The sequence below is a fragment of the Streptomyces sp. NPDC033229 genome, from assembly GCF_055576875.1.
On sequence record NZ_JBVIQR010000007.1, the window covers coordinates 121,091 to 141,587 of the forward strand.

Genomic DNA, 20,497 nt, shown 5'->3' on the forward strand with positions numbered 1-20,497 from the left:
CCCGCGGGTAGCATCCTGCTCATGGCAGACACCCTCACGCAGGCCGAAGAGCCCGCAACCGACGCCAAGGCGGCCCGCAAGGCCGCCCGGCTGGCCCGGCAGATCAGCGCGTTCGCCAAGAGCCACGGCGGCGCCGCCGAGGGCCAGCTCGCGCACATCGGCCGCGGCACCACCCGGATCGCCCTCGTCGGCTCCAACGGCGAGTGGGGCAACCTCGTCGCTCCCTCTTTCGAGATCGCCCGGAAGGCCGTGGAGATCGCCGGGGTCACCCTCCAGGACGACTTCGACGGGGAGATGGCGGCCAAGGTGCGCACCGGCCCGTACGAGTGGTCCCGGATGGCCGGCCTCCAGCTCGGCGGTCCCGCCAACGGCTGACGGTCGCACCGGCCGCCGGCCCGACCCGGTGCACGCCGCCCACCAGGCCGTTTCCGTGCCGTCATAACTGACGGGCGACTCGCCCGTTAAACCCCTCGGAAGCGGCCCCTCGGGCGCCGCGCGGGCGGGGTCGGGCGACCGGGACGGGGTGGGCGCGAATGGTATACGGCATGCCGCCGCTCGTCGATCAGTACAGCCACGGCGCCGTCCACGGCGAACTGGGCCTCGGGGCGTTCGAGACGCATCTCGCGGCGGCCGCCGGGTCCACCGGCGCCGCGCCCCGCGGGACGACCTTCTTCGACAGCCGCGCGGGTCTCGCCCTGCGCCGCTGGTGCCCGCCCCTGCTCGGCCTGGAGCCGCACTGCGCACCGGTCCGCTATCTGGCCCGGCGCCGTGAGCTGGGCGCCTACCGGGCCGGTCAGCTGCTGTTGCGGGGCGCGGGCATCGGGACGTTCCTGCTGGAGGCCGGGGTGCCCAGCGACCTCACCTCCGCCGAGGAGCTGGCCGGTGCCGCCGCCGGCCGCGCCCACGAGGTCATCCGCCTCGAACCGCTCGCCGCGCAGGTCGCGGACACCTCCGGCAGTGCCGACTCCTTCGCCGCCTACCTCGCCGAGGCGCTCTACGCCGCCGCCCAGAACGCCACGGCGTTCGCCTCCGGGGTCACCTCGTGCGAGGAGAGCCCGCCCGGCCCGGACGACGTCCGCAGGGCCGCCGACCACTGGCTGCGCACCCGCCGCAGGGGCTCCGCGCCCGGCGGGCCCGTACTCGACCGCCATCTGCTGTGGAGCGCCGCCGCCACCGGGCTGCCCGTCCAGCTGCACTGCCCCGACCCCCGGCGGCTCAGCCCCTTCCTGCGGGCCACGGCCGGCCTGGGCACGGACCTGGTGCTGCTGCCCGACCCCTGGCACCACCGGCAGGCGGCGCAGCTCGCCGCGGTCTTCCCGCATGTCTACGCGGACGTGGGGGCCCGCCCCGAGGAGACGCTGCGCGAGGCACCGTTCGGCAAGCTGCTGTTCTCGACCGGGGCACGGGCACTGGCGGAGCTGTACGTGGTGGGCGCCCGGCTGTTCGTCCGGGCCATGGAGCGGCTCATGGGCGACTGGGTCGCCGACGGCTGGTGCCGGCGCGCGGAGGCGGGGCGGATCGCCTCGCTCGTCGCGGCCGGCACCGCCCGCAGGGTCTACCGGCTGGACGCGGCGGCCGGCTGAAGGGGTTCGTGCCCGTCGGAGGGAGCGGGCACGGCGGCGAGCAGCTCGCCGCGGTCCCGCAGCGACAGCAGGAGCCGCAGCGCGGCGATCCACACCAGGCAGGAGCCGAGCATGTGGGTGCCCACCAGGAGCTCAGGGGAGTCATTGACGTACTGCACGAAGCCGATGGCGCCCTGGAGCATCAGCACGCCGAACAGCTCCACCACCCTGCGCCGCGCCCCGGCCGGCGCCTGCACGGCCCGCAGGACGAACCACAGGGCGACGATCAGGCCGAGCACGACGCAGACGAGGTCCACGTGCAGCTGGGTGATCTCGCGGACGTCCAGCGGGATCCGGTGCACGTCCTTCTTCGCGTCGCCCGCGTGCTTCCCCGAGCCCGTCACCACGGTGCCGACCACGATCAGCAGGGCGGTCGTGACGACCAGCACCCAGCCGAGCTGCCGCACCGGGCGGGCCACCAGGTCACGCGGCTCCTCGTCGCCCTCGCACGCGCGGCGCCACATCACCACCGCGACCGTCAGCAGCGCGGTGGCCGCCAGGAAGTGCGAGGCGACGATGTAGGGGTTGAGGCCCGTCAGCACCGTGATGCCACCGATGATGCCGTTGCTCGCCACGAGCCAGAACTGAGCCCAGCCCAGCCGGGTCAGGCTGCGGCGGCGCGGGGCACGCGCGCGTGCCGCCGCGATGGCCAGGCCCACGACCGCGCACAGCACGTAGGTCAGCATGCGGTTGGTGAACTCGATGACGCCGTTGATGCCCATCTCGGGCGTCGGCGTCAGGCTGTCTTCGGTGCAGGTCGGCCAGGTCGGGCAGCCGAGCCCGGACTGGGTGAGCCGGACCGCGCCGCCCGTCACGACGATGATCACGCCCATCACGACACAGGCGAACGCGGCCCGCCGGACGAAGCGGGCGGACGGCTGCCAGCGGTCGGCGACGAGCTGGAGGGGGTTCAGCGTTTTCGGCACGGAAGCCATCGTAAGGGCCCGCTTGTGCATGGATTCACGAGGGGGGTGCGTGGCGGATTGTCCGTCCGTGATCGCCCTGGTCACGGTCCGTGCGGGCTATTCCCAGCGGAAGAAGCGCGCCGCCGCGCCGAGCCCGAGGACGGCCCATACGGCGAGGATCCCGAGGTCCCCCCAGGGCAGGCCCGCGCCGTGCTGGAGGACGTCGCGCAGCCCGTCGGACAGGGCGGAGATGGGCAGCAGTTCGAGCACGGACCGGGCGCCCGCCGGGAACTTGTCCATCGGCACGATCACTCCGCCGCCGACCAGCAGCAGAAGGAAGACCAGATTGGCCGCGGCCAGGGTCGCCTCGGCCCTGAGGGTGCCGGCCATCAGCAGCCCGAGGCCGGAGAACGCCGCGGTGCCGAGGACGAGCAGCGCGAGCACGGAGAGCGGGTTGCCCTGCGGCGACCAGCCGAGCGCGAAGGCGATCACCGTCAGCAGGGCGATCTGGAGGATCTCGGTGACCAGCACCGAGCAGGTCTTGGCGGTCATCAGCCCCCAGCGCGGCAGCGGGGACGCGCCGAGCCGCTTGAGCACCCCGTAGCGGCGCTCGAAGCCCGTCGCGATGGCCTGCCCGGTGAAGGCCGTGGACATCACGGCGAGCGCGAGCACGCCGGGGGCGAGGAAGTCGACGGCCTCGCCCTCGCCGGTGTCGATGATGTCGACGGCGCTGAAGAGGACCAGCAGAAGGGTGGGGATGACGACGGTCAGCAGCAACTGCTCGCCGTTGCGCAGCAGCATCCGGGTCTCCAGCGCGGCCTGCGCCCGGATCATCCGGGCGAGCGGCGCCGCGCCGGGCCTCGGGGCGAAGGTGCCCGTGCCCGCGGTCGTGTCGGTGCTCATGCCCGCAGCTCCTTGCCGGTCAATTCCAAAAAGACGTCCTCCAGGGTGTGCCGCTCGACCGCTATGCGGTCCGGCATGACCCCGTTCTGCGCGCACCAGACGGTGACGGTGGCGAGCAGTTGCGGGTCGACCTTGCCGGTGACCCGGTATGTGCCGGAGGTCAGCTCCACGGCGGCGGAGTCGGCGGGCAGGGCCTTGAGGAGCGAGGCCAGGTCCAGGCCGGGCCGGCCGCTGAACCGCAGGGTGTTCTCCGCGCCGCCCCGGCACAGCTCCTCGGGGCTGCCCTGGGCGATGACCCTGCCGCCGTCGACGATGGCGACGTCGTCCGCCAGCTGCTCGGCCTCGTCCATGTGGTGCGTGGTGAGGACGACGGTGACGCCGTCCGCGCGCAGCTCCCGTACGAGGTCCCACGTCGCGCGGCGGGCCTGCGGGTCGAGGCCCGCGGTCGGCTCGTCGAGGAAGACCAGCTCCGGGCGGCCGACGACGGCCATGGCCAGCGCCAGGCGCTGCTGCTGGCCGCCGGACAGCCGCCGGTAGGCCGTGCGTCCGCAGGAGCCGAGGCCCAATCGGTCGATGAGCGAGTCGACGTCCACGGGGTGGGCGTGCAGGGAAGCGGTGTGGCGCAGCATCTCCTCCGCGCGTGCCCCGGGATAGACCCCGCCGCTCTGCAGCATCACGCCGATCCGCGGCCGCAGCGCGGCGGAGTCGGCGACGGGGTCGAGGCCGAGCACCCGGACCGTGCCGGCGTCGGGGCGGCGGTAGCCCTCACAGGTCTCGATGGTGGTGGTCTTGCCGGCCCCGTTCGGGCCGAGCACGGCGGTGAGGGTGCCGGTGGCGACGGACAGGTCGAGCCCGTCCACCGCGGTCTTCGGGCCGTACCGCTTGACCAGACCGTGGATCTCGACCGCGAGCTCTCGGCCGGGGGGCCGGGGATCGTCCCCCGGGAAGGCGCTGCGCATGCCCGGAAGTCTACGAACCCCGGGGCGGTCCGGACCCCGGCGGGGGCCGCGGAAGGCCCTCGCGGGGCCCGCGGAATACCTGACGGGGTGGCGGTTAGGTAACCCTTAGTGATCAAAGCCACCGCCGCGCGGCGAGGGCGAGGCTTGTCCCTCCTCGGGTAATTACGCAACAATGGTGTTGTGAAATACGCGGGCGAGGCTCCCCAGGACCCCGCGGCCGAGGTGGCCGCAGGGGCCGAGGCCCCTGCGCACACGCCCGCGCGGGACGACCAGCGCGCGCACGACGATCAGCGGGGCACCCGCAATCGCGTCGCCCGGTCCATCCTCGATCACGGTCCGTCCACGGCGGCCGAGCTGGCCCAGCGGCTGGAGCTCACCCAGGCGGCCGTGCGCCGCCACCTCGACACCCTCCTCGCCGAGGGGGTCGTGGAGCCCCGCGAGAAGCGCGTCTACGGCGCGCGTACGCGCGGGCGCCCCGCGAAGATGTTCGCCCTCACCGACTGCGGCCGGGACGCCTTCGACCAGGCCTACGACAAGCTCGCCGGAGACGCTCTGCGCTGGATCGCGCAGGCAGCCGGCGGCGGTGAGATGGGCGAGGCCGCCGTGGCCGCCTTCGCCCGCGCCCGGATGGCCGCCCAGGCCGACGGATACCGGGCCGCTCTCGAGGCCGTCGCCCCCGAGGAGCGCACAGAGGCCCTCGCCAGGGCATTGACCGCCGACGGGTACGCTGCTACGGCGCGTAGCGCACCGGTCGGCGAACAGCTTTGCCAGCACCACTGCCCGGTCGCCCATGTCGCCGAGCAGTTCCCCCAGCTGTGCGAGGCGGAGACCGAGGTCTTCTCCCGCCTGCTCGGGACACATGTGCAGCGTCTGGCCACCATCGCCCACGGCGACGGTGTGTGCACGACGTTCATCCCCAAGACCACCACAGCATCCACCAGCACGGCCGGGAGGAACCCCGCATGACACTCCCCACGGAGACTGCTCACCCTGAGCTCGAGGGTCTGGGCACGTACGAATACGGCTGGGCCGACTCCGACGCGGCCGGTGCCGCGGCCAAGCGCGGCCTCTCCGAGGAGGTCGTCCGCGACATCTCGGCCAAGAAGTCCGAGCCGGAGTGGATGTTGAAGCTCCGCCTCAAGGGCCTGCGGCTCTTCGACAAGAAGCCCATGCCGACCTGGGGCTCGGACCTCACCGGCATCGACTTCGACAACATCAAGTACTTCGTGCGCTCCACCGAGAAGCAGGCCGCTTCCTGGGAGGAACTGCCCGAGGACATCAAGAACACCTACGACAAGCTGGGCATCCCGGAGGCCGAGAAGCAGCGCCTCGTCGCCGGTGTCGCCGCCCAGTACGAGTCGGAGGTCGTCTACCACCAGATCCGCGAGGACCTGGAGGAGCAGGGCGTTCTCTTCCTGGACACCGACACCGCGCTCAAGGAGCACCCGGAGATCTTCCAGGAGTACTTCGGCACGGTCATCCCCGTCGGTGACAACAAGTTCGCCTCGCTGAACACCGCCGTGTGGTCCGGTGGCTCCTTCATCTACGTCCCGCCGGGCGTCCACGTCGACATCCCGCTCCAGGCCTACTTCCGTATCAACACGGAGAACATGGGCCAGTTCGAGCGGACGCTGATCATCGTCGACGAGAACGCCTACGTGCACTACGTCGAGGGCTGCACCGCCCCGATCTACTCCTCCGACTCGCTGCACAGCGCCGTCGTGGAGATCATCGTCAAGAAGGGCGGCCGCTGCCGCTACACGACCATCCAGAACTGGTCGAACAACGTCTACAACCTGGTCACCAAGCGCGCCGTGGCCTACGAGGGCGCGACCATGGAGTGGGTCGACGGCAACATCGGCTCCAAGGTGACGATGAAGTACCCCGCCGTCTACCTGATGGGCGAGCACGCCAAGGGCGAGACCCTGTCCATCGCCTTCTCCGGCGAGGGCCAGCACCAGGACGCCGGCGCCAAGATGGTCCACATGGCGCCGAACACCTCCTCCAACATCGTCTCCAAGTCGGTGGCGCGAGGCGGTGGCCGCACCTCCTACCGCGGCCTCATCGAGATCGGCGAGGGCGCCCACGGCTCCAAGTCGAACGTGCTCTGTGACGCCCTGCTGGTGGACACCATCTCCCGCTCGGACACCTACCCCTACGTCGACGTCCGTGAGGACGACGTCTCCATGGGACACGAGGCGACCGTCTCCAAGGTCAGCGACGACCAGTTGTTCTACCTGATGAGCCGCGGTCTGACCGAGTTCGAGGCCATGGCCATGATCGTGCGCGGCTTCGTCGAGCCGATCGCCCGCGAGCTGCCCATGGAGTACGCCCTGGAGCTCAACCGGCTGATCGAGCTGCAGATGGAAGGCGCGGTCGGCTGACGCCGGCACCGCACCCCCACTTCAGCAGCGAACCCTTTGTGACAGGAAGAGAGCACGACGACAGCCATGGCTGAGAACACTCCCGCCGGCAGCACGACCGACGGCGCCATCCAGGTGGGCGGGCCGAAGCAGCCCATCGACGCCCGGGTCAGCGCCCCCGCCTCGTACGACGTGGCGGACTTCCCCGTGCCGCACGGCCGTGAGGAGGAATGGCGGTTCACCCCGCTGGAGCGCCTGCGCGGTCTGCACGACGGCACGGCGGTGGCCGATGGCGGCGGCGTCAAGGTCGAGGTGACGGCCCCCGAGGGCGTCACCGTGGAGACCGTCGGCCGGGACGACGTCCGCGTCGGCAAGTCCGGCAAGCCGGTCGACCGGGTCGTCGCCCAGGCGTACAGCTCCTTCGAGAAGGCCTCGGTCGTCTCGGTCCCCAAGGAGACGGTCCTCGCCGAGCCCGTCCGCATCACCGTGCACGGTGAGGGCGGCGTGGCCTTCGGCCACCAGGTCGTCGAGATCGGCGCCTTCGCCGAGGCCGTCGTCATCATCGACCACACCGGTGACGCCACCCTCGCCGCCAACGTCGAGTACCTGATCGGCGACGGCGCCAAGCTGACCGTCGTCTCCGTCCAGGACTGGGACGACTCCGCGGTGCACGTCGCCCAGCACACCGCGCTGGTCGGCCGCGACGCCTCCTTCAAGTCCGTGATCGTCACCTTCGGCGGTGACCTGGTCCGGCTGCACCCCCGGGTCGTCTACGGCGCCCCCGGCGGCGAGGCCGAGCTGTACGGCCTGTACTTCACCGACGCGGGCCAGCACCAGGAGCACCGGCTCTTCGTCGACCACGACACCCCGCACTGCCGCAGCAACGTCGCCTACAAGGGCGCGCTGCAGGGCAAGGACGCGCACGCGGTCTGGATCGGTGACGTGCTCATCCGCGCCGCCGCCGAGGGCACGGACACCTACGAGCTCAACCGCAACCTCGTCCTCACCGACGGCGCCCGCGTCGACTCGGTCCCCAACCTGGAGATCGAGACCGGCGAGATCGTCGGCGCCGGCCACGCCTCGGCGACCGGCCGCTTCGACGACGAGCAGCTGTTCTACCTGATGGCCCGCGGTATCCCGGCCGACGAGGCGCGCCGCCTGGTCGTCCGCGGCTTCTTCGCCGAGCTGGTCCAGCAGATCGGTGTCGCGGACGTCGAGGAGCGCCTCCTCACCAAGATCGAGGCCGAGCTGGGGGCGTCCGTCGCATGACCACCGAAGCCACCTTCGTGCGAGCCTGCGGGCTGAGCGAGCTGGAGCAGGACACGCCCAAGCGCGTCGAGCTCGACGGCACGCCGGTATCCATCGTGCGCACCGAGGGCGAGGTGTTCGCGATCAACGACATCTGCTCACACGCGAACGTCTCGCTGTCGGAGGGCGAGGTGGAGGACTGCGCCATCGAGTGCTGGCTGCACGGCTCCAGCTTCGACCTGCGCACCGGTGAGCCGTCCGGACTGCCCGCCACGCGCCCCGTCCCCGTATACCCCGTAAAGATCCAAGGGGACGACGTGCTCGTCTCCGTCACCCAGGAGTCCTGAGTTCCCCATGGCAACGCTTGAGATCCACGACCTGCACGTCTCCGTCGAGGCCGAGAACGGCCCCCGGGACATCCTCAAGGGCGTCGACCTGACCGTGAAGCAGGGCGAGACCCACGCCATCATGGGCCCCAACGGCTCCGGCAAGTCGACCCTCGCCTACTCGCTGGCCGGTCACCCCAAGTACACGATCACCGGCGGCACCGTCACCCTCGACGGTGAGGACGTCCTGGAGATGAGCGTCGACGAGCGCGCCCGCGCCGGCGTCTTCCTCGCCATGCAGTACCCGGTCGAGGTCCCCGGTGTCTCGGTCTCCAACTTCCTGCGCACCTCCGCCACCGCGATCCGCGGCGAGGCCCCCAAGCTGCGCACCTGGGTGAAGGAGGTCAAGTCCGCCATGGAGCAGCTCCAGATGGACCCGTCCTTCGCCGAGCGCAACGTCAACGAGGGCTTCTCCGGCGGTGAGAAGAAGCGCCACGAGATCCTCCAGCTCGAGCTGCTCAAGCCGAAGATCGCGATCCTCGACGAGACCGACTCCGGCCTGGACGTCGACGCGCTGCGCCAGGTCTCCGAGGGCGTCAACCGCGTCCGCGGGACCGGTGAGGTCGGCACCCTGCTGATCACCCACTACACGCGCATCCTGCGCTACATCAAGCCCGACTTCGTCCACGTCTTCTCGAACGGCCGCATCGTCGAGTCCGGCGGCGCGGAGCTCGCGGACAAGCTCGAGAACGAGGGTTACGAGGCCTACCAGACGAAGGGTGGCGCAACCGCGTGACGATTCTGCCGGGCCTTCTCGACACCGAGGCGATCCGTAAAGACTTCCCCATCCTGGAGCGCACGGTCCACGACGGGAAGAAGATCGTGTACCTGGACTCCGCGGCGACCTCGCAGAAGCCGCGCCAGGTGCTCGACGCTCTGAACACGTACTACGAGCGGCACAACGCCAACGTCCACCGCGGGGTCTACACGATCGCCGAGGAGGCCACGGAGCTGTACGAGGGCGCCCGCGACAAGGTCGCCGCCTTCATCAACGCACCGAGCCGCGACGAGGTGATCTTCACCAAGAACGCCTCCGAGTCGCTCAACCTCGTGGCCAACATGCTGGGCTGGGCCGACGAGCCCTACCGCGTCGACCACGACACCGAGATCGTCATCACGGAGATGGAGCACCACTCCAACATCGTGCCGTGGCAGCTGCTCGCGCAGCGCACGGGCGCGAAGCTGAAGTGGTTCGGTCTCACCGACGACGGCCGGCTCGACCTGTCCAACATCGACGAGATCATCACCGAGAAGACCAAGGTCGTCTCGTTCGTGCTGGTCTCGAACATCATGGGCACGATCAACCCGGTCGAGGCGATCGTCCGCCGCGCCCAGGAGGTCGGCGCGCTGGTCGTCGTCGACGCCTCCCAGGCCGCCCCGCACATGGTGCTGGACGTCCAGGCGCTGCAGGCCGACTTCGTGGCCTTCACCGGTCACAAGATGTGCGGCCCGACGGGCATCGGTGTGCTGTGGGGCCGCCAGGAGCTGCTGGAGGACCTCCCGCCGTTCCTCGGTGGCGGCGAGATGATCGAGACCGTCTCGATGCACTCCTCCACGTACGCCCCCGCGCCGCACAAGTTCGAGGCCGGTACGCCCCCGATCGCCCAGGCCGTCGGCCTCGGCGCCGCGGTGGACTACCTGTCCGCGATCGGCATGGACAACATCGCCCGCCACGAGCACGCGATCACCGAGTACGCGGTCCGCAGGCTCCAGGAGGTCCCCGACCTCCGCATCATCGGCCCCACCACGGCCGAGGACCGCGGCGCGGCGATCTCCTTCACGCTCGGCGACATCCACCCGCACGACGTGGGCCAGGTCCTCGACGAGCAGGGCATCGCGGTCCGGGTGGGCCATCACTGCGCGCGGCCGGTCTGCCTGCGGTACGGAATTCCCGCGACCACGCGAGCGTCTTTCTACCTGTACTCCACCCCCGGTGAGGTCGACGCACTGATCGAGGGCCTGGAGCACGTCCGGAACTTTTTCGGTTAATGGACTCTGTGGCTGAGGGCTGATTCGTGAAGCTTGATTCGATGTACCAGGACGTCATCCTGGATCACTACAAGCACCCGCACGGGCGGGGCTTGCGGGACGGCGACGCCGAGGTGCACCACGTCAACCCGACGTGCGGCGACGAGATCACGCTGCGCGTGCGGCTCTCCGGCGAGACCATTGAAGACGTCTCGTACGAGGGGCAGGGCTGCTCGATCAGCCAGGCCAGCGCCTCCGTGCTCAACGAGCTGCTGGTGGGCAAGGAGCTCGCCGACGCGCGCCGGATCCAGGAGACCTTCCTGGAGCTGATGCAGTCCAAGGGCAAGCTCGAACCGGACGACGCGATGGAGGAGGTGCTGGAGGACGCGGTTGCGTTCGCCGGTGTCTCCAAGTACCCGGCGCGCGTGAAGTGCGCTTTGCTGAGCTGGATGGCGTGGAAAGACGCCACGGCGCAGGCACTGAACGAAGGCGCTGAAGGGAAGACGGCATGACCGACAACGTAGAGACGACGACGAAGCCGGCCTCCGAGGAGGAGGTGCGCGAGGCGCTGTACGACGTGGTCGACCCCGAGCTGGGCATCGACGTCGTCAACCTCGGCCTCATCTACGGCATCCACGTCGACGACGCCAACATCGCCACCCTCGACATGACGCTGACGTCCGCGGCCTGCCCGCTGACCGACGTCATCGAGGACCAGGCGAAGTCGGCCACCGAGGGCATCGTCAACGAGCTCCGGATCAACTGGGTCTGGATGCCGCCGTGGGGCCCGGACAAGATCACGGACGACGGCCGGGAGCAGCTCCGCGCGCTCGGCTTCAACGTCTGATCGTCGGCTGTGGCGAGGCCCCCAGCAGATTGCTGGGGGCCTCGCTGTGTCATCGGCGGCGTTTGTCGAGCGCGTCCGCGAGGACGCGGAAGACGGCGACCCGCTGATCACCGCGCAGCCCGCGCAACGTCGTCAGGTGCCCGATGAGGAGGCTGACGACCACGACGATCGGGAGACAGGCCAGGACCAGAAGTTCGTGACTGAAGGGCATGAGCATGACTGCCTTTGGTTTCGGGGCCGGTACGGGATGCGATCGCTTGGGCGATACACAAGCCGAGCCGGGCCTTCTCCCGCCACGTCTCCTTTCTTCCAGGCGCCGTTTTCGCAGGTCAGGCAGCGCAAGCGGGAATTCCCGGCGGGAGACGGGATCAGCGGCGGAAGCCTCGCTCGGGGTCTCGCGCCCTGTCTTTGTAGAAGGGCTTGAACCAGCGGTCCGCTTCCAAGCCGGCGATCCCCAAGCGCTGGTTGAGGGGGCTGTCAGGGTCTTCGATGCCCTGAGCCCACGGCTCGTAGAGGAAGAGGATGTCGGTGTCCTCCAGAAATGTGTCCATGCACAGTTCCCAGTCGTAGTCCCCGGGCTCCTCCGGGAGACCCTTCACCAGGTCGGTGACGAAATCCGGCTCGTCCGTGACCATGGATGAGGCGTGCTCGAGCGCGAGGTGCACGGCCATTTCCTCCCCTGTACAGGTGGGGAGGGGCCAGTTGCCGGCTTCGATGTCGTCGGCCAGGTCGTCGAAGCATCGCGCCATTTGCCGGCGCCACCCGGCTTTCTGTCCCCAGGTCAGCACGGGCATGTCGCTGAAGAGACAGGCGTAGTTGTCCCGCAGGTCCACACGGGTGTCGCCGATCTCTTCCAGCTCGTCGTACGCCATGTCGGCCAGGATTTCGAAGGCGGCGCCGAGCACGCGCAGCGTGCGTGGAGTGGGACCGTAGTCCTCGTCTTCGTCTTCCCCATCGTCTTTCTCATCCGCCTCGTCTCCCTTGCGCGCCTCGTGCGGGGGCAAGGGGGCACTGGGTGTCTGTGGGGCACGGGCAAGAACAGGGCCGGGTTCGCCGCCGTAGTACGACTGGGACACTTCGTCCCCTGCCTCGGCGGCCTTGCGATACCACTCGTCGGCGGCCGCGTTGTCCTGTCGGCGGAAGTGAAGGTTGCCCATGAGGCGCAGTGAGAGTACGTCTCCGGCATCGCAGGCCAGCTGAAGCCACCGAGCGGCCTCCGCCCGATCTTCACGTTCGCAGAGGACACCGAGCCCACGCAGCCCGTCCACATCTCCCGCGTCGGCAAGCGGTCGAAGTGCGCGGCGGCTGACATCGATGCGCTCGTTGGCGTGGGCGGCCAGGGCGATGTCGAAGCGCTGGCGCCTTTCGGTGCCCACCCGGAGCGCGGTCTCCCACACCCTCTCCGGGATGAATTCGGGGGAGGCTCCCCGGGCTCTGAGGTGAGCGTCCAGCAAGTAGTCGAAGGCCCTCAGGCCGGTACCGTCGGGGATCAGCAGCCGTGTCACCGCGTCAGGGGGAGTCGTGGCCCATGCCAGCGCCTCGGTCAGAGGTTCGGGGCTGATCAATTGCTTGTTGCGGCCGGGGAGGTAGTCCTCGTGCAGTTCCTCGAGCAGCTCGGCGGGGAGCGGATCCGCCAGACCTGCCAGGGTCAGGTCGATCGCGGCCCACACCAGGGCGGCGCCCCGAGGGTTGCCGTTGACCACCGAGGCGCCGCAGAGACGCTGCCAGAGTTGAGGCCCGGTGGCCAGGGTCTCCGCGACGCCGAAGTCGGCGGCCTGGTCGATTGCCAGGCGCAGTCTCGAATCGCGGTTCGAGTACAGCTCTTCGCGGGCCCGGTCGAGTTCCGGAGGTGACCACAGTCGATCGACCTGGAAGTTCTCCGCGAGCCGTACCAATTCATCATCCGGGAACTGCTGATGCATGCGGGTACGCATGGTCCCGAGCACCGTGGCCTTGGCGGTGCGCAGCGCCCGGATGGCGTGGAGATCCATGCCTTCGGGGCCAAGGTAGCGCTCCATGTCGTTGAGCCAAAGAACACAGCGTTCCCCGGATTTGGCCGACCGGGTCACAGCGGAGACCGCTTCCGGCACCTCGGTCACGTGGCGCGGTACGACGAGGAGATGGTCGGGAAGAACAGCGGTCATCGCCTCGTAGGCGCATCGCGTCTTGCCGGCTGTGGAGTCCCCCACCAGCAGGATCACTCCACCGTGCCGCCCGGTACGGGACAGGGCTTGACGGACCGAGGGATCGACGTCCCTGGGAATGTACGCAGGTACGGCGTTGCCGCCCTCGGTCGTGCGGGCACGGTGCACCTTCAGCTCCAGCGGGTCCGCATCGCGGACCCGGAGCGTCACAGCCTGCGGCCCGGGCTCGGGAACCTGTTCGGCGCGGGCTCGTTCATACAGCCGTAACCACTTGGGGTAGTCAAACCAGCCCTGTGGAAGTGACGCCGTCTCCTCCAGAGCGCTCAGGAAGGAGGACAGGGCTGCCCAGGATTCGGGGATTCTGCCGCCGTTCTGCCAAGCGCTGATGGCTGACTTGCTGACACGATGTCGATTTTTACCTTCCGTGGCCTTGGCGATCTGTACCTGGGTGGGACGTCGGGCACCCTTACGTGTGGCCTCGTCCACGGCGGCTTTGATGGCTCGGGCCAGTTCGCCCCGAGCGCCCGTGGGGTGTGCGGCGTTTTCCGGATTCATGAAGCCGATGCTGCCCGAAGGCACTGACAGAGCAGAGGACTTGAGTCAGAGAGCGGGCTGCTGTTGTGTGGCGCAGTGAATGCCGCCGCCGCCCTCGGCGAGGGTGTGGATCTCCACGGGGCGGATCTCGCGGCCGGGGTGCAGGTCGCGCAGGATCGCGGCGGCGCGTTCGTCGGCGCGCCGGTCGCCGAAGCGCGGCAGGAGGACCGCGCCGTTCACGACGTAGTAGTTGACGTAGCACCCCAGAAAGTCGGCGCCCCGGCGGCCGAGCCGGGCGGGGTCCGGGGCGGGCAGTTCGATGATCTCCAGGGCCCTGCCGTGGGCGTCGGCGGCCGTCTCCAGGGCCGTACGGGCCTGCTCGTACACCCGCGTCCAGACGTCGGGCGGGGAGCCCGGAGGAGGGCTGTCGAGCACGACCGTGGCGGGTCCGGCGAAGCGGGCGAGGGCGTCGATGTGGCAGTCGGTGATGTCCTCGCCGCGGACGCCCGCCAGCCAGATCACCTCGGTCACGCCGAGCAGCTCCCGCAGGTCGCCCTCGATGTCGTCGCGGGACCGGCCGGGGTTGCGGTTGTCGTTGACCAGTGAACTCTCGGTGACCAGCAGGGTGCCCTCGCCATCGGTCTCCAGCGAGCCGCCCTCGGCGACGAGCGGCGCGAGGGTCCTCGGCACCCCGAGCGCCGCCAGCACCCGCCGCGCGACCTGCCCGTCCCGCGTGTGCTCCTGCTTGCCGCCCCATCCGTCGAAGCGGAAGTCGACGCCCGCGGGCCCGCAGTCCGGCCCGATGACGAAGGTCGGCCCGGAGTCCCGCAGCCACAGGTCGTCCACCGGCACGTCCACGACCTCGACCCCGCCGCCGCAGGCCTTCCGCGCGCCCTCGGCGTCCTCGGCCGCGGCGAGCAGGAGCACCGGCTCGTACGCGGCGACCGTGCGGGCGATGGCCGCGATGTCCCGCCGCACCGCCGCCGTGTCCCGTCCCCACACCGAGCCGGCCGGTGGCCATCCCATGACGGTCCGCGCGTGGGCGGCCGATTCGGCCGGGAAGCGGACGCTGTTCATCGGTGTGCCCCCAAGGCCTGGTCCGTGGCGCGCTCGCGCCCTGCCCCATCGTCGCCGGGCGCCGGGCGGGGCCGCCACCGGGAATCGTCGTTGCGTACGGTCGTACACAACGATGTGTACACTCGTACGCATGATGTACGTGACCCTCGCCGGAGCGATCCTCGCCGAGATCCTGGCCACCACCGCCATGAAGTACAGCGACGGCTTCAGCAAGCTGTGGCCCTCCCTCGGCACGGTGGCGGGCTATCTGATCGCGTTCGCACTGCTCTCGCAGACGCTCAAGGCCATGGACATGGGCACGGCCTACGCCATCTGGGCGGGCGCCGGTACCGCGGTCGTCGCCGCCATCGGCATGCTCTTCCTGGGCGAGGCGGTCACCGTCGTGCGCATAGGGGGAGTGCTGCTGGTCATCGCCGGTGTCGTCGTGCTCAACATCGGCGGGGCGTCCCACTGATGGCGCGCCGCTACGACCCCGAGCGCCCGGACCGCATCGTCGACGCCGCGATCAAGGTGGCCGCCGAGCGCGGCGTCGGCGCGTTGAGCCACCGGGCCGTCGCCGCCGAGGCCGATGTGCCGCTCGGCTCGACCACGTACCACTTCAAGACCCTCGACGACCTGCTGGTCGCCGCGCTGCGCCGGACGGCGAGGGCCTGGCTGGACGGCATGGCCGAGTGGGAGCGCGGCCTGGCGGCGGACGTCTCCCTGGCCGAGCTGCTGACCGGGCAGATCGTGACGTGGCTCGCGGAGGACCGCGCGCGCCTGGAGCTGGAGTACGAGCTCTACCTCGCCGCGCTGCGCCGCCCCGCCGTGCGGCCGATCGCCACCGAGTGTGTGGAGGAGATGGTCGCCCTGATCCGTCGCCGCACGTCCGACGAGGGGACCGCGCGTGCCCTCGTCGCGTTCCTCGACGGTCTGATGATCCAGATTCTGATCACCGGGCGGCCGTTCGACCGGGACGAGGTCCTGGCGGCGCTGCGCAAGATGACCGGCTGACGGGCCCGTCGCCGGTGGGGGCGGCGGACCGGGTTCGCGTGGAGCAGCCGTGTCCGGTTAGGTTTTCGACCATGACCGACGCAGTAGCTTCCCGTAACACCGGCGCCGTCGCCGCCGGCCTTGCCACGATCACCGAGGACGGGACCGTCCTCGACACCTGGTTCCCGGCCCCCGAGCTGGTCGCCGACCCCGGCCCGGCCGGGACCGAGCGGCTGGATGTCGAGCGCGCCGCCGAGCTGCTGGGTGCGAGCGCTCCCAAGGCGCTCGGCCCGGATGCGCGCCGCGGCGTCGAGGTGGTCGCCGTCCGTACGGTCATCGCCTCGCTCGACGACAAGCCGCTCGACGCGCACGACGCGTACCTGCGGCTGCACCTGCTCTCCCACCGCCTGGTCCAGCCGCACGGCCAGAACCTGGACGGCCTCTTCGGCCTGCTCGCCAACGTCGCCTGGACCTCGCTCGGCCCCGTCGCCGTGGACCGCGTCGAGACCGTGCGCCTGAACGCCCGCGCCGAGGGCCTGCACCTCCAGGTGACGAGCATCGACAAGTTCCCGCGCATGACCGACTACGTCGCCCCCGTCGGCGTGCGGATCGCCGACGCCGACCGGGTCCGCCTCGGCGCGCACCTCGCGCCCGGCACCACCGTGATGCACGAGGGCTTCGTCAACTTCAACGCCGGCACCCTCGGCACCTCCATGGTCGAGGGCCGCATCAGCGCGGGCGTCGTCGTCGGCAACGGCTCCGACATCGGCGGCGGCGCGTCCACGATGGGCACCCTCTCCGGCGGCGGCAAGCAGATCATCTCCATCGGCGAGCGCTGCCTGCTCGGCGCCGAGTCGGGCATCGGGATCGCGCTCGGCGACGAGTGCGTCGTCGAGGCGGGCCTCTACGTCACCGCCGGCACCCGTGTCACGCTGCCGGACGGCGAGGTCGTCAAGGCGCTGGAGCTCTCCGGCGCCAGCAACATCCTCTTCCGCCGCAACTCCACCTCCGGTGCGGTGGAGGCCCGTCCGCACAAGGGCACGTGGGGCGGCCTCAACGAGGTGCTGCACGCGCACAACTGAGTCACGCCCACCTGCTGGGTGTCCTCAATCGCCGGACGGGCTTGATGATCAAGCCCGTCCGGCGATCGTGCTTTCGTATGCCTCCAGCAGGGCCTTCGTCCGGTCCGGGGACGCCGCCCGCAACGGCATCCGCACCGGGCCGCCCGGCAGGCCCAGCGCGCCCAGCAGAGCCTTCGCCGTGACCGTGCCCGGCAGGCCGGCGGCCATCATCAGCTCGATCAGCGGCAGCGCCCGCTGGTGCAGCGCCGTGGCCTCGGCGGTGCGCCCGAGGTCGAAGGCGTCCAGGGCGGCGGCCAGGACGGGACCCGCGACATTGGTGACCGTGCTGACGTAGCCCGTGCCGCCGACCGCTCGCAGCGGAAGGTTCAGCTCCTCCGAACCGGCGTAGTAGGCGAGGCCGGTCGCCGCGATGACCTTCGCGCTGCCCAGCAGGTCGTTCGCGCAGTCCTTGACCCCCGCGACGCGCGGGTGCTCCGCCAGCCGCAGCATGGTGTCGGGTTCGATCCGGGTCCCGGTGCGGGCCGGGATGTCGTAGAGCATCACCGGCACCCCGACCGCGTCCGCCACCGTACGGAAGTGCTCCGCGACGTCCTCCTGCGGCGGTCGGCTGTAGTACGGCGTCACCACCAACACCCCGTGCGCCCCCGCCGCCTCGGCCGCGCGGGCCAGTTCGACGGTCTGCCGGGTGTCGGCGGACCCCACGCCTGCCGTGATCCGCGCCCGGTCGCCCACGGCCTCGGCCACCGCGGTGACGAGCGCGGTCTTCTCCGCGGCGCTGGTCGTCGGCGACTCGCCCGTCGTTCCGCTCAGCACGAGCCCGTCGCAGCCGCCGCGCGTGACGAGATGGTCGGCGAGCTTCTGCGCCCCGTCGAGATCGAGGTCGCCGTCGGCGTCGAAGGGGGTGACCATCGCGCAGACGGTACGGCCGAAGGGGCTGGTGGGCATCGTGGCACTCTCCAAGCGGTCGGTGTTCTCCGCCGGATTGTCAGCCCCTACGTCCGTACAGGTCTATTTAATTGTTCTGCCGGTTACCGTTGAGTATTTCTACTCAGTGGTGCCGAGCCAGTGGTGTCACGGCTTCCAGCGCAGCACCTGCGGGTCGTGGTCGCTCGCCTGGTCTGCGAACTCCGCGTTGATGTGCACGATGTCGTAGTCGACGGAGCGCACATGGCGGCTGGTCAGGATGTGGTCCAGCACCTGGGAGCTGCCCTGGAAGACATAGCCGTAGCGCTCCTTGCGCGGCAGCCGGTCGACCAGGTCGGTGAGGGCGCCGCCCGAGGTCAGGGCCTTGAGGGCGGGGGAGAACTGGTAGTCGTTCAGGTCGCCCGCGACGATCACGTTCGCCCGCTTGTCTGCCGCGAGGAGCTGCTTGACGAAGGCGTTGACGGCCTTCGACTGCTCGATGCGCTGCACCTCGGACGTACGGGCCGGCGGCTGGACGCGGCTGTCGAGCCCCTGGTCGCCGCCCTTGGAGTTGAAGTGGTTGGCGACGACGAAGACCGGCCGGCCCCGGAAGGAGAACTCGCCGACCAGCGGCTTGCGGCTGTTCTTCCAGGCCTCGTTGGCCGGGTCGATGCGGCCGGGCGAGGCCGAGAGCTTCGCCTTGCCGCCCTCGCGCGTGACCGTCACCGGGGTGGTGGCGTCCCCGCCGGGGATCTCGGTGAAGGAGACCCGCGCGGGGTTGTAGAGGAAGGCGGTACGGATGTTGCCGCCCGGCTGGCCGCCGTCCTGGCCGTTGACCGGGTTGATCTGCTGCCACCGGTACGCGGGCCCACCGGCCGCCGCGATGGCGTCCGTGAGCTTCTTCAGCGTCTGCCCGGCGTCCACGACGCCCTGGTCGGTCGTGCCGTCGTCGTCCTGGACCTCTTCGAGGGCGACGATGTCGGGCGAGGCGAGGTTGTTCACCAGCGCCGCCGCCAGCCGGTCGAACTTCGCCTGCGGGGTCTTGGGAGAGAGGTTCTCCACGTTGTACGTGGCGACCGCCAGCTCGTCGCTCTTCTGCTTGCGCGTCGTCTCGCGGGTCAGCCCCCGGTCGGCCAGCGTTCCCAGCTCGGTGGCCTGGAGGGTGTAGCCGCCGAAGTTGTTGTAGTCCAGCGGTCCGGCCGTGGTGCCGGTCAGCGAGTCACCGACGTTCGCGACCGGGAACGGGCGCTGCGTGTACGGGATCAGCGAGGCCACCTTGACCCGGCCGACCCCCGGGGTGCTGTAGGAGCCGTAGAGCGAGCCGCCGCGCGCGCTGCGGTCGCGGTGGGTCTCGGCGGTGATCCACAGTTCCTTGTGCTCGTTGGTCGCGCCCACGACGGGCGCGTCCTTGACCGAGACCCGCATGCCCTCCAGCGACTCGTAGCGGTCCAGGGCGTAGGTGTTCGGCTTCAGCCGCAGCCCCTCGATGGAGTCGCCGCCCGCGCTCGGCGCGTACCGGTCCGGCACGGTGGAGGGGCGCAGCGCGAACGCGGCGGGCAGTGCGTTGCCCGAGGACCGCACGGTCCACGACGCCTTGGAGAGCTGGGTGACCGACTGCAGACCCGCCGACTCCCCGCCCGGGTAGTACTCGGAGACCGCGCCGGAGACCGTCACCGCGTCACCGACGGCGAGCGCCGGGGTGTCCTTGCCGGTGAAGACGAAGATCGCCTCGCTGGTCGCCGGGTCGCTGTCGGCCTTCGGGTCCTGGAGCCAGAAGCCGCGCGCGGAACCGAAGGCCCGTACGGCCGTCACGACGCCGGGGACGTCCGTGACCTGCTGGCCGGCGAGCGGGGAGACGCGGGTGCTGCCCTGGATGTCGTGGATCCGGATCTCGGCGGCGCTCGCCGACTGCGGGACGGCGAGCAGCCCGGCGGCGAGCGCGGCGGCTATGACGGAACCGACGGTCGCGGTTCTGCGCAGGGGACGAGCAGTGGGCACGGTGGCCTCCGGTGGTGGTGAGGGGGTGGCGGGTTTCGCGGAAATGCGGGGTGCCCGAACGGGCGTTGCCGCGAGAAACAAGCTCTACGCGCGTCAATGTCTTGTGTGATCAGGCCAGTTGTCAACGTTTCCGTGGGTAACCGATTGGGCTGCGCCCGGCGTGAGTCGACATACAGGTTGTGTCGTGCGCACCTCCGCCACCTTGAGCCCGTCCGGCGATTGAGGACGCGCCCGCAGGGCGCTCGCCGCCGTAGGCGGTAAGACCGGCCCGTCGCCGGAGGTCCGCCGGCCAGGCGAGACGCGCTGGCCGCCGTAGGCGGTAAGACCGGCCCGTCGCCGGAGGTCCGCCGGCCAGGCGAGACGCGCTCGCGGCCGTAGGCGGTAAGACCGGCCCGTCGCCGGAGATCTGCCGGCCAGGCGAGACGCGCTGGCCGCCGTAGGCGGTAAGACCGGCCTGTCGCCGGAGATCTGCCGGCCAGGCGAGACGTGCTCGCCGCCGCAGGCGGCAAAGACAGGCTGTCGCCGAAGATCCGCCGGACAGGCAATAGGCTTGGGCACCGCGCCCGGCCGACCCGATCCGGCGCGG

General features: G+C 70.5%; 21 protein-coding genes. 13 read left to right on the forward strand and 8 right to left on the reverse strand.

The window, feature by feature from the left end; all coding sequences use genetic code 11:
* Positions 1-21: 21 nt before the first annotated feature.
* Both ACZ53N_RS09020 and ACZ53N_RS09025 read left to right on the forward strand, forming a co-directional pair.
* Complete coding sequence (locus ACZ53N_RS09020; RefSeq protein WP_469140258.1) at positions 22-375, forward strand: hypothetical protein; 354 nt, start codon at positions 22-24, stop codon at positions 373-375.
* A 170-nt stretch (positions 376-545) separates the two neighbouring features.
* A complete protein-coding gene (locus tag ACZ53N_RS09025) occupies positions 546-1,583 on the forward strand; it encodes an amidohydrolase (RefSeq protein ID WP_469140259.1) in 1,038 nt (345 codons plus the stop codon).
* On the opposite strand, the gene ACZ53N_RS09030 is transcribed toward ACZ53N_RS09025, so the two are convergent.
* The 3 genes from ACZ53N_RS09030 to ACZ53N_RS09040 form a co-directional block, all read right to left on the reverse strand.
* A complete protein-coding gene (locus tag ACZ53N_RS09030; protein WP_469140260.1) occupies positions 1,556-2,548 on the reverse strand; it encodes a COX15/CtaA family protein in 993 nt (330 codons plus the stop codon). The two genes, ACZ53N_RS09025 and ACZ53N_RS09030, sit on opposite strands and share 28 nt — an antisense overlap.
* 96 nt (positions 2,549-2,644) lie before the next feature.
* Complete coding sequence (locus ACZ53N_RS09035) at positions 2,645-3,430, reverse strand: ABC transporter permease (RefSeq protein WP_469140261.1); 786 nt, start codon at positions 3,428-3,430, stop codon at positions 2,645-2,647.
* Complete coding sequence (locus ACZ53N_RS09040; RefSeq protein ID WP_370418695.1) at positions 3,427-4,389, reverse strand: ABC transporter ATP-binding protein; 963 nt, start codon at positions 4,387-4,389, stop codon at positions 3,427-3,429. The genes ACZ53N_RS09035 and ACZ53N_RS09040 overlap by 4 nt, the downstream gene beginning before the upstream one ends.
* Positions 4,390-4,569: 180 nt before the next feature.
* On the opposite strand from ACZ53N_RS09040, the gene ACZ53N_RS09045 reads away from it, so the two are divergent.
* The 8 genes from ACZ53N_RS09045 (at position 4,570) to ACZ53N_RS09080 (ending at position 11,201) form a co-directional block, all read left to right on the forward strand.
* Complete coding sequence (locus ACZ53N_RS09045) at positions 4,570-5,355, forward strand: helix-turn-helix transcriptional regulator (RefSeq protein ID WP_469140262.1); 786 nt, start codon at positions 4,570-4,572, stop codon at positions 5,353-5,355.
* Positions 5,352-6,773, forward strand: a complete 1,422-nt coding sequence (gene sufB / locus ACZ53N_RS09050) for a Fe-S cluster assembly protein SufB (protein ID WP_130877200.1) — start codon at positions 5,352-5,354, stop codon at positions 6,771-6,773. Before ACZ53N_RS09045 ends, sufB begins: the two co-directional genes overlap by 4 nt.
* 66 nt (positions 6,774-6,839) lie before the next feature.
* Positions 6,840-8,021, forward strand: coding sequence for a Fe-S cluster assembly protein SufD (gene sufD, locus ACZ53N_RS09055; protein WP_365374204.1), 1,182 nt, complete (start codon positions 6,840-6,842; stop codon positions 8,019-8,021).
* The gene (locus tag ACZ53N_RS09060) at positions 8,018-8,347 is read left to right on the forward strand and encodes a non-heme iron oxygenase ferredoxin subunit (RefSeq protein ID WP_184730806.1); all 330 of its coding nucleotides are present in this window, start codon (positions 8,018-8,020) and stop codon (positions 8,345-8,347) included. The genes sufD and ACZ53N_RS09060 overlap by 4 nt, the downstream gene beginning before the upstream one ends.
* 7 nt (positions 8,348-8,354) lie before the next feature.
* Entirely contained in the window at positions 8,355-9,122 is a 768-nt protein-coding gene (sufC, locus tag ACZ53N_RS09065) for a Fe-S cluster assembly ATPase SufC (protein ID WP_469140263.1), read from the forward strand.
* On the forward strand, positions 9,119-10,375 hold the full coding sequence (locus ACZ53N_RS09070) for a cysteine desulfurase (RefSeq protein ID WP_469140264.1): 1,257 nt from the start codon (positions 9,119-9,121) through the stop codon (positions 10,373-10,375). The genes sufC and ACZ53N_RS09070 overlap by 4 nt, the downstream gene beginning before the upstream one ends.
* A gap of 26 nt (positions 10,376-10,401) precedes the next feature.
* Entirely contained in the window at positions 10,402-10,866 is a 465-nt protein-coding gene (sufU, locus tag ACZ53N_RS09075) for a Fe-S cluster assembly sulfur transfer protein SufU (protein WP_370418692.1), read from the forward strand.
* Positions 10,863-11,201: a metal-sulfur cluster assembly factor gene (locus ACZ53N_RS09080; protein ID WP_130877194.1), complete on the forward strand. Its 339-nt coding sequence runs from the start codon at positions 10,863-10,865 to the stop codon at positions 11,199-11,201. Before sufU ends, ACZ53N_RS09080 begins: the two co-directional genes overlap by 4 nt.
* Before the next feature lie 49 nt (positions 11,202-11,250).
* Here ACZ53N_RS09080 and ACZ53N_RS09085 read toward each other — a convergent pair whose 3' ends face one another.
* The 3 genes from ACZ53N_RS09085 to ACZ53N_RS09095 form a co-directional block, all read right to left on the reverse strand.
* Positions 11,251-11,412: a hypothetical protein gene (locus ACZ53N_RS09085; RefSeq protein WP_469140265.1), complete on the reverse strand. Its 162-nt coding sequence runs from the start codon at positions 11,410-11,412 to the stop codon at positions 11,251-11,253.
* A gap of 157 nt (positions 11,413-11,569) precedes the next feature.
* Positions 11,570-13,900 (reverse strand): tetratricopeptide repeat protein, encoded by a 2,331-nt coding sequence (locus tag ACZ53N_RS09090; RefSeq protein WP_469140266.1) that lies wholly within the window; start codon positions 13,898-13,900, stop codon positions 11,570-11,572.
* A 45-nt stretch (positions 13,901-13,945) separates the two neighbouring features.
* Entirely contained in the window at positions 13,946-14,956 is a 1,011-nt protein-coding gene (locus ACZ53N_RS09095; RefSeq protein WP_469140267.1) for an agmatine deiminase family protein, read from the reverse strand.
* 130 nt (positions 14,957-15,086) lie between these two features.
* On the opposite strand from ACZ53N_RS09095, the gene ACZ53N_RS09100 reads away from it, so the two are divergent.
* The 3 genes from ACZ53N_RS09100 to dapD all read left to right on the forward strand — a co-directional run bounded on the left by ACZ53N_RS09100 (position 15,087) and on the right by dapD (position 17,010).
* Positions 15,087-15,410, forward strand: a complete 324-nt coding sequence (locus ACZ53N_RS09100; protein ID WP_469140268.1) for a DMT family transporter — start codon at positions 15,087-15,089, stop codon at positions 15,408-15,410.
* Entirely contained in the window at positions 15,410-15,949 is a 540-nt protein-coding gene (locus ACZ53N_RS09105) for a TetR/AcrR family transcriptional regulator (protein WP_469140269.1), read from the forward strand. The genes ACZ53N_RS09100 and ACZ53N_RS09105 overlap by 1 nt, the downstream gene beginning before the upstream one ends.
* A 71-nt stretch (positions 15,950-16,020) precedes the next feature.
* Positions 16,021-17,010: a 2,3,4,5-tetrahydropyridine-2,6-dicarboxylate N-succinyltransferase gene (gene dapD / locus ACZ53N_RS09110; protein ID WP_469140270.1), complete on the forward strand. Its 990-nt coding sequence runs from the start codon at positions 16,021-16,023 to the stop codon at positions 17,008-17,010.
* Positions 17,011-17,058: 48 nt separating this feature from the next.
* Here dapD and dapA read toward each other — a convergent pair whose 3' ends face one another.
* Complete coding sequence (gene dapA, locus ACZ53N_RS09115; RefSeq protein ID WP_469140271.1) at positions 17,059-17,955, reverse strand: 4-hydroxy-tetrahydrodipicolinate synthase; 897 nt, start codon at positions 17,953-17,955, stop codon at positions 17,059-17,061.
* A 126-nt stretch (positions 17,956-18,081) separates the two neighbouring features.
* Positions 18,082-19,911 carry an endonuclease/exonuclease/phosphatase family protein gene (locus ACZ53N_RS09120; protein ID WP_469140272.1) on the reverse strand — a complete coding sequence of 610 codons (1,830 nt, stop codon included), beginning with the start codon at positions 19,909-19,911 and terminating at the stop codon, positions 18,082-18,084.
* Positions 19,912-20,497: the final 586 nt, after the last annotated feature.

Coding starts and splice junctions, on each gene's coding strand:
- ACZ53N_RS09020 (WP_469140258.1), top strand. CDS start 22: ATGGCAGACACCCTCACGCAGGCCGAAGAGCCCGCAACCGACGCCAAG.
- ACZ53N_RS09035 (WP_469140261.1), bottom strand. CDS start 3,430: ATGAGCACCGACACGACCGCGGGCACGGGCACCTTCGCCCCGAGGCCC.
- ACZ53N_RS09095 (WP_469140267.1), bottom strand. CDS start 14,956: ATGAACAGCGTCCGCTTCCCGGCCGAATCGGCCGCCCACGCGCGGACC.
- ACZ53N_RS09040 (WP_370418695.1), bottom strand. CDS start 4,389: ATGCGCAGCGCCTTCCCGGGGGACGATCCCCGGCCCCCCGGCCGAGAG.
- sufC (WP_469140263.1), top strand. CDS start 8,355: ATGGCAACGCTTGAGATCCACGACCTGCACGTCTCCGTCGAGGCCGAG.
- dapD (WP_469140270.1), top strand. CDS start 16,021: ATGACCGACGCAGTAGCTTCCCGTAACACCGGCGCCGTCGCCGCCGGC.
- ACZ53N_RS09025 (WP_469140259.1), top strand. CDS start 546: ATGCCGCCGCTCGTCGATCAGTACAGCCACGGCGCCGTCCACGGCGAA.
- ACZ53N_RS09080 (WP_130877194.1), top strand. CDS start 10,863: ATGACCGACAACGTAGAGACGACGACGAAGCCGGCCTCCGAGGAGGAG.
- ACZ53N_RS09100 (WP_469140268.1), top strand. CDS start 15,087: ATGATGTACGTGACCCTCGCCGGAGCGATCCTCGCCGAGATCCTGGCC.
- dapA (WP_469140271.1), bottom strand. CDS start 17,955: ATGCCCACCAGCCCCTTCGGCCGTACCGTCTGCGCGATGGTCACCCCC.
- ACZ53N_RS09105 (WP_469140269.1), top strand. CDS start 15,410: ATGGCGCGCCGCTACGACCCCGAGCGCCCGGACCGCATCGTCGACGCC.
- ACZ53N_RS09090 (WP_469140266.1), bottom strand. CDS start 13,900: ATGAATCCGGAAAACGCCGCACACCCCACGGGCGCTCGGGGCGAACTG.
- ACZ53N_RS09060 (WP_184730806.1), top strand. CDS start 8,018: ATGACCACCGAAGCCACCTTCGTGCGAGCCTGCGGGCTGAGCGAGCTG.
- ACZ53N_RS09085 (WP_469140265.1), bottom strand. CDS start 11,412: ATGCCCTTCAGTCACGAACTTCTGGTCCTGGCCTGTCTCCCGATCGTC.
- sufD (WP_365374204.1), top strand. CDS start 6,840: ATGGCTGAGAACACTCCCGCCGGCAGCACGACCGACGGCGCCATCCAG.
- sufB (WP_130877200.1), top strand. CDS start 5,352: ATGACACTCCCCACGGAGACTGCTCACCCTGAGCTCGAGGGTCTGGGC.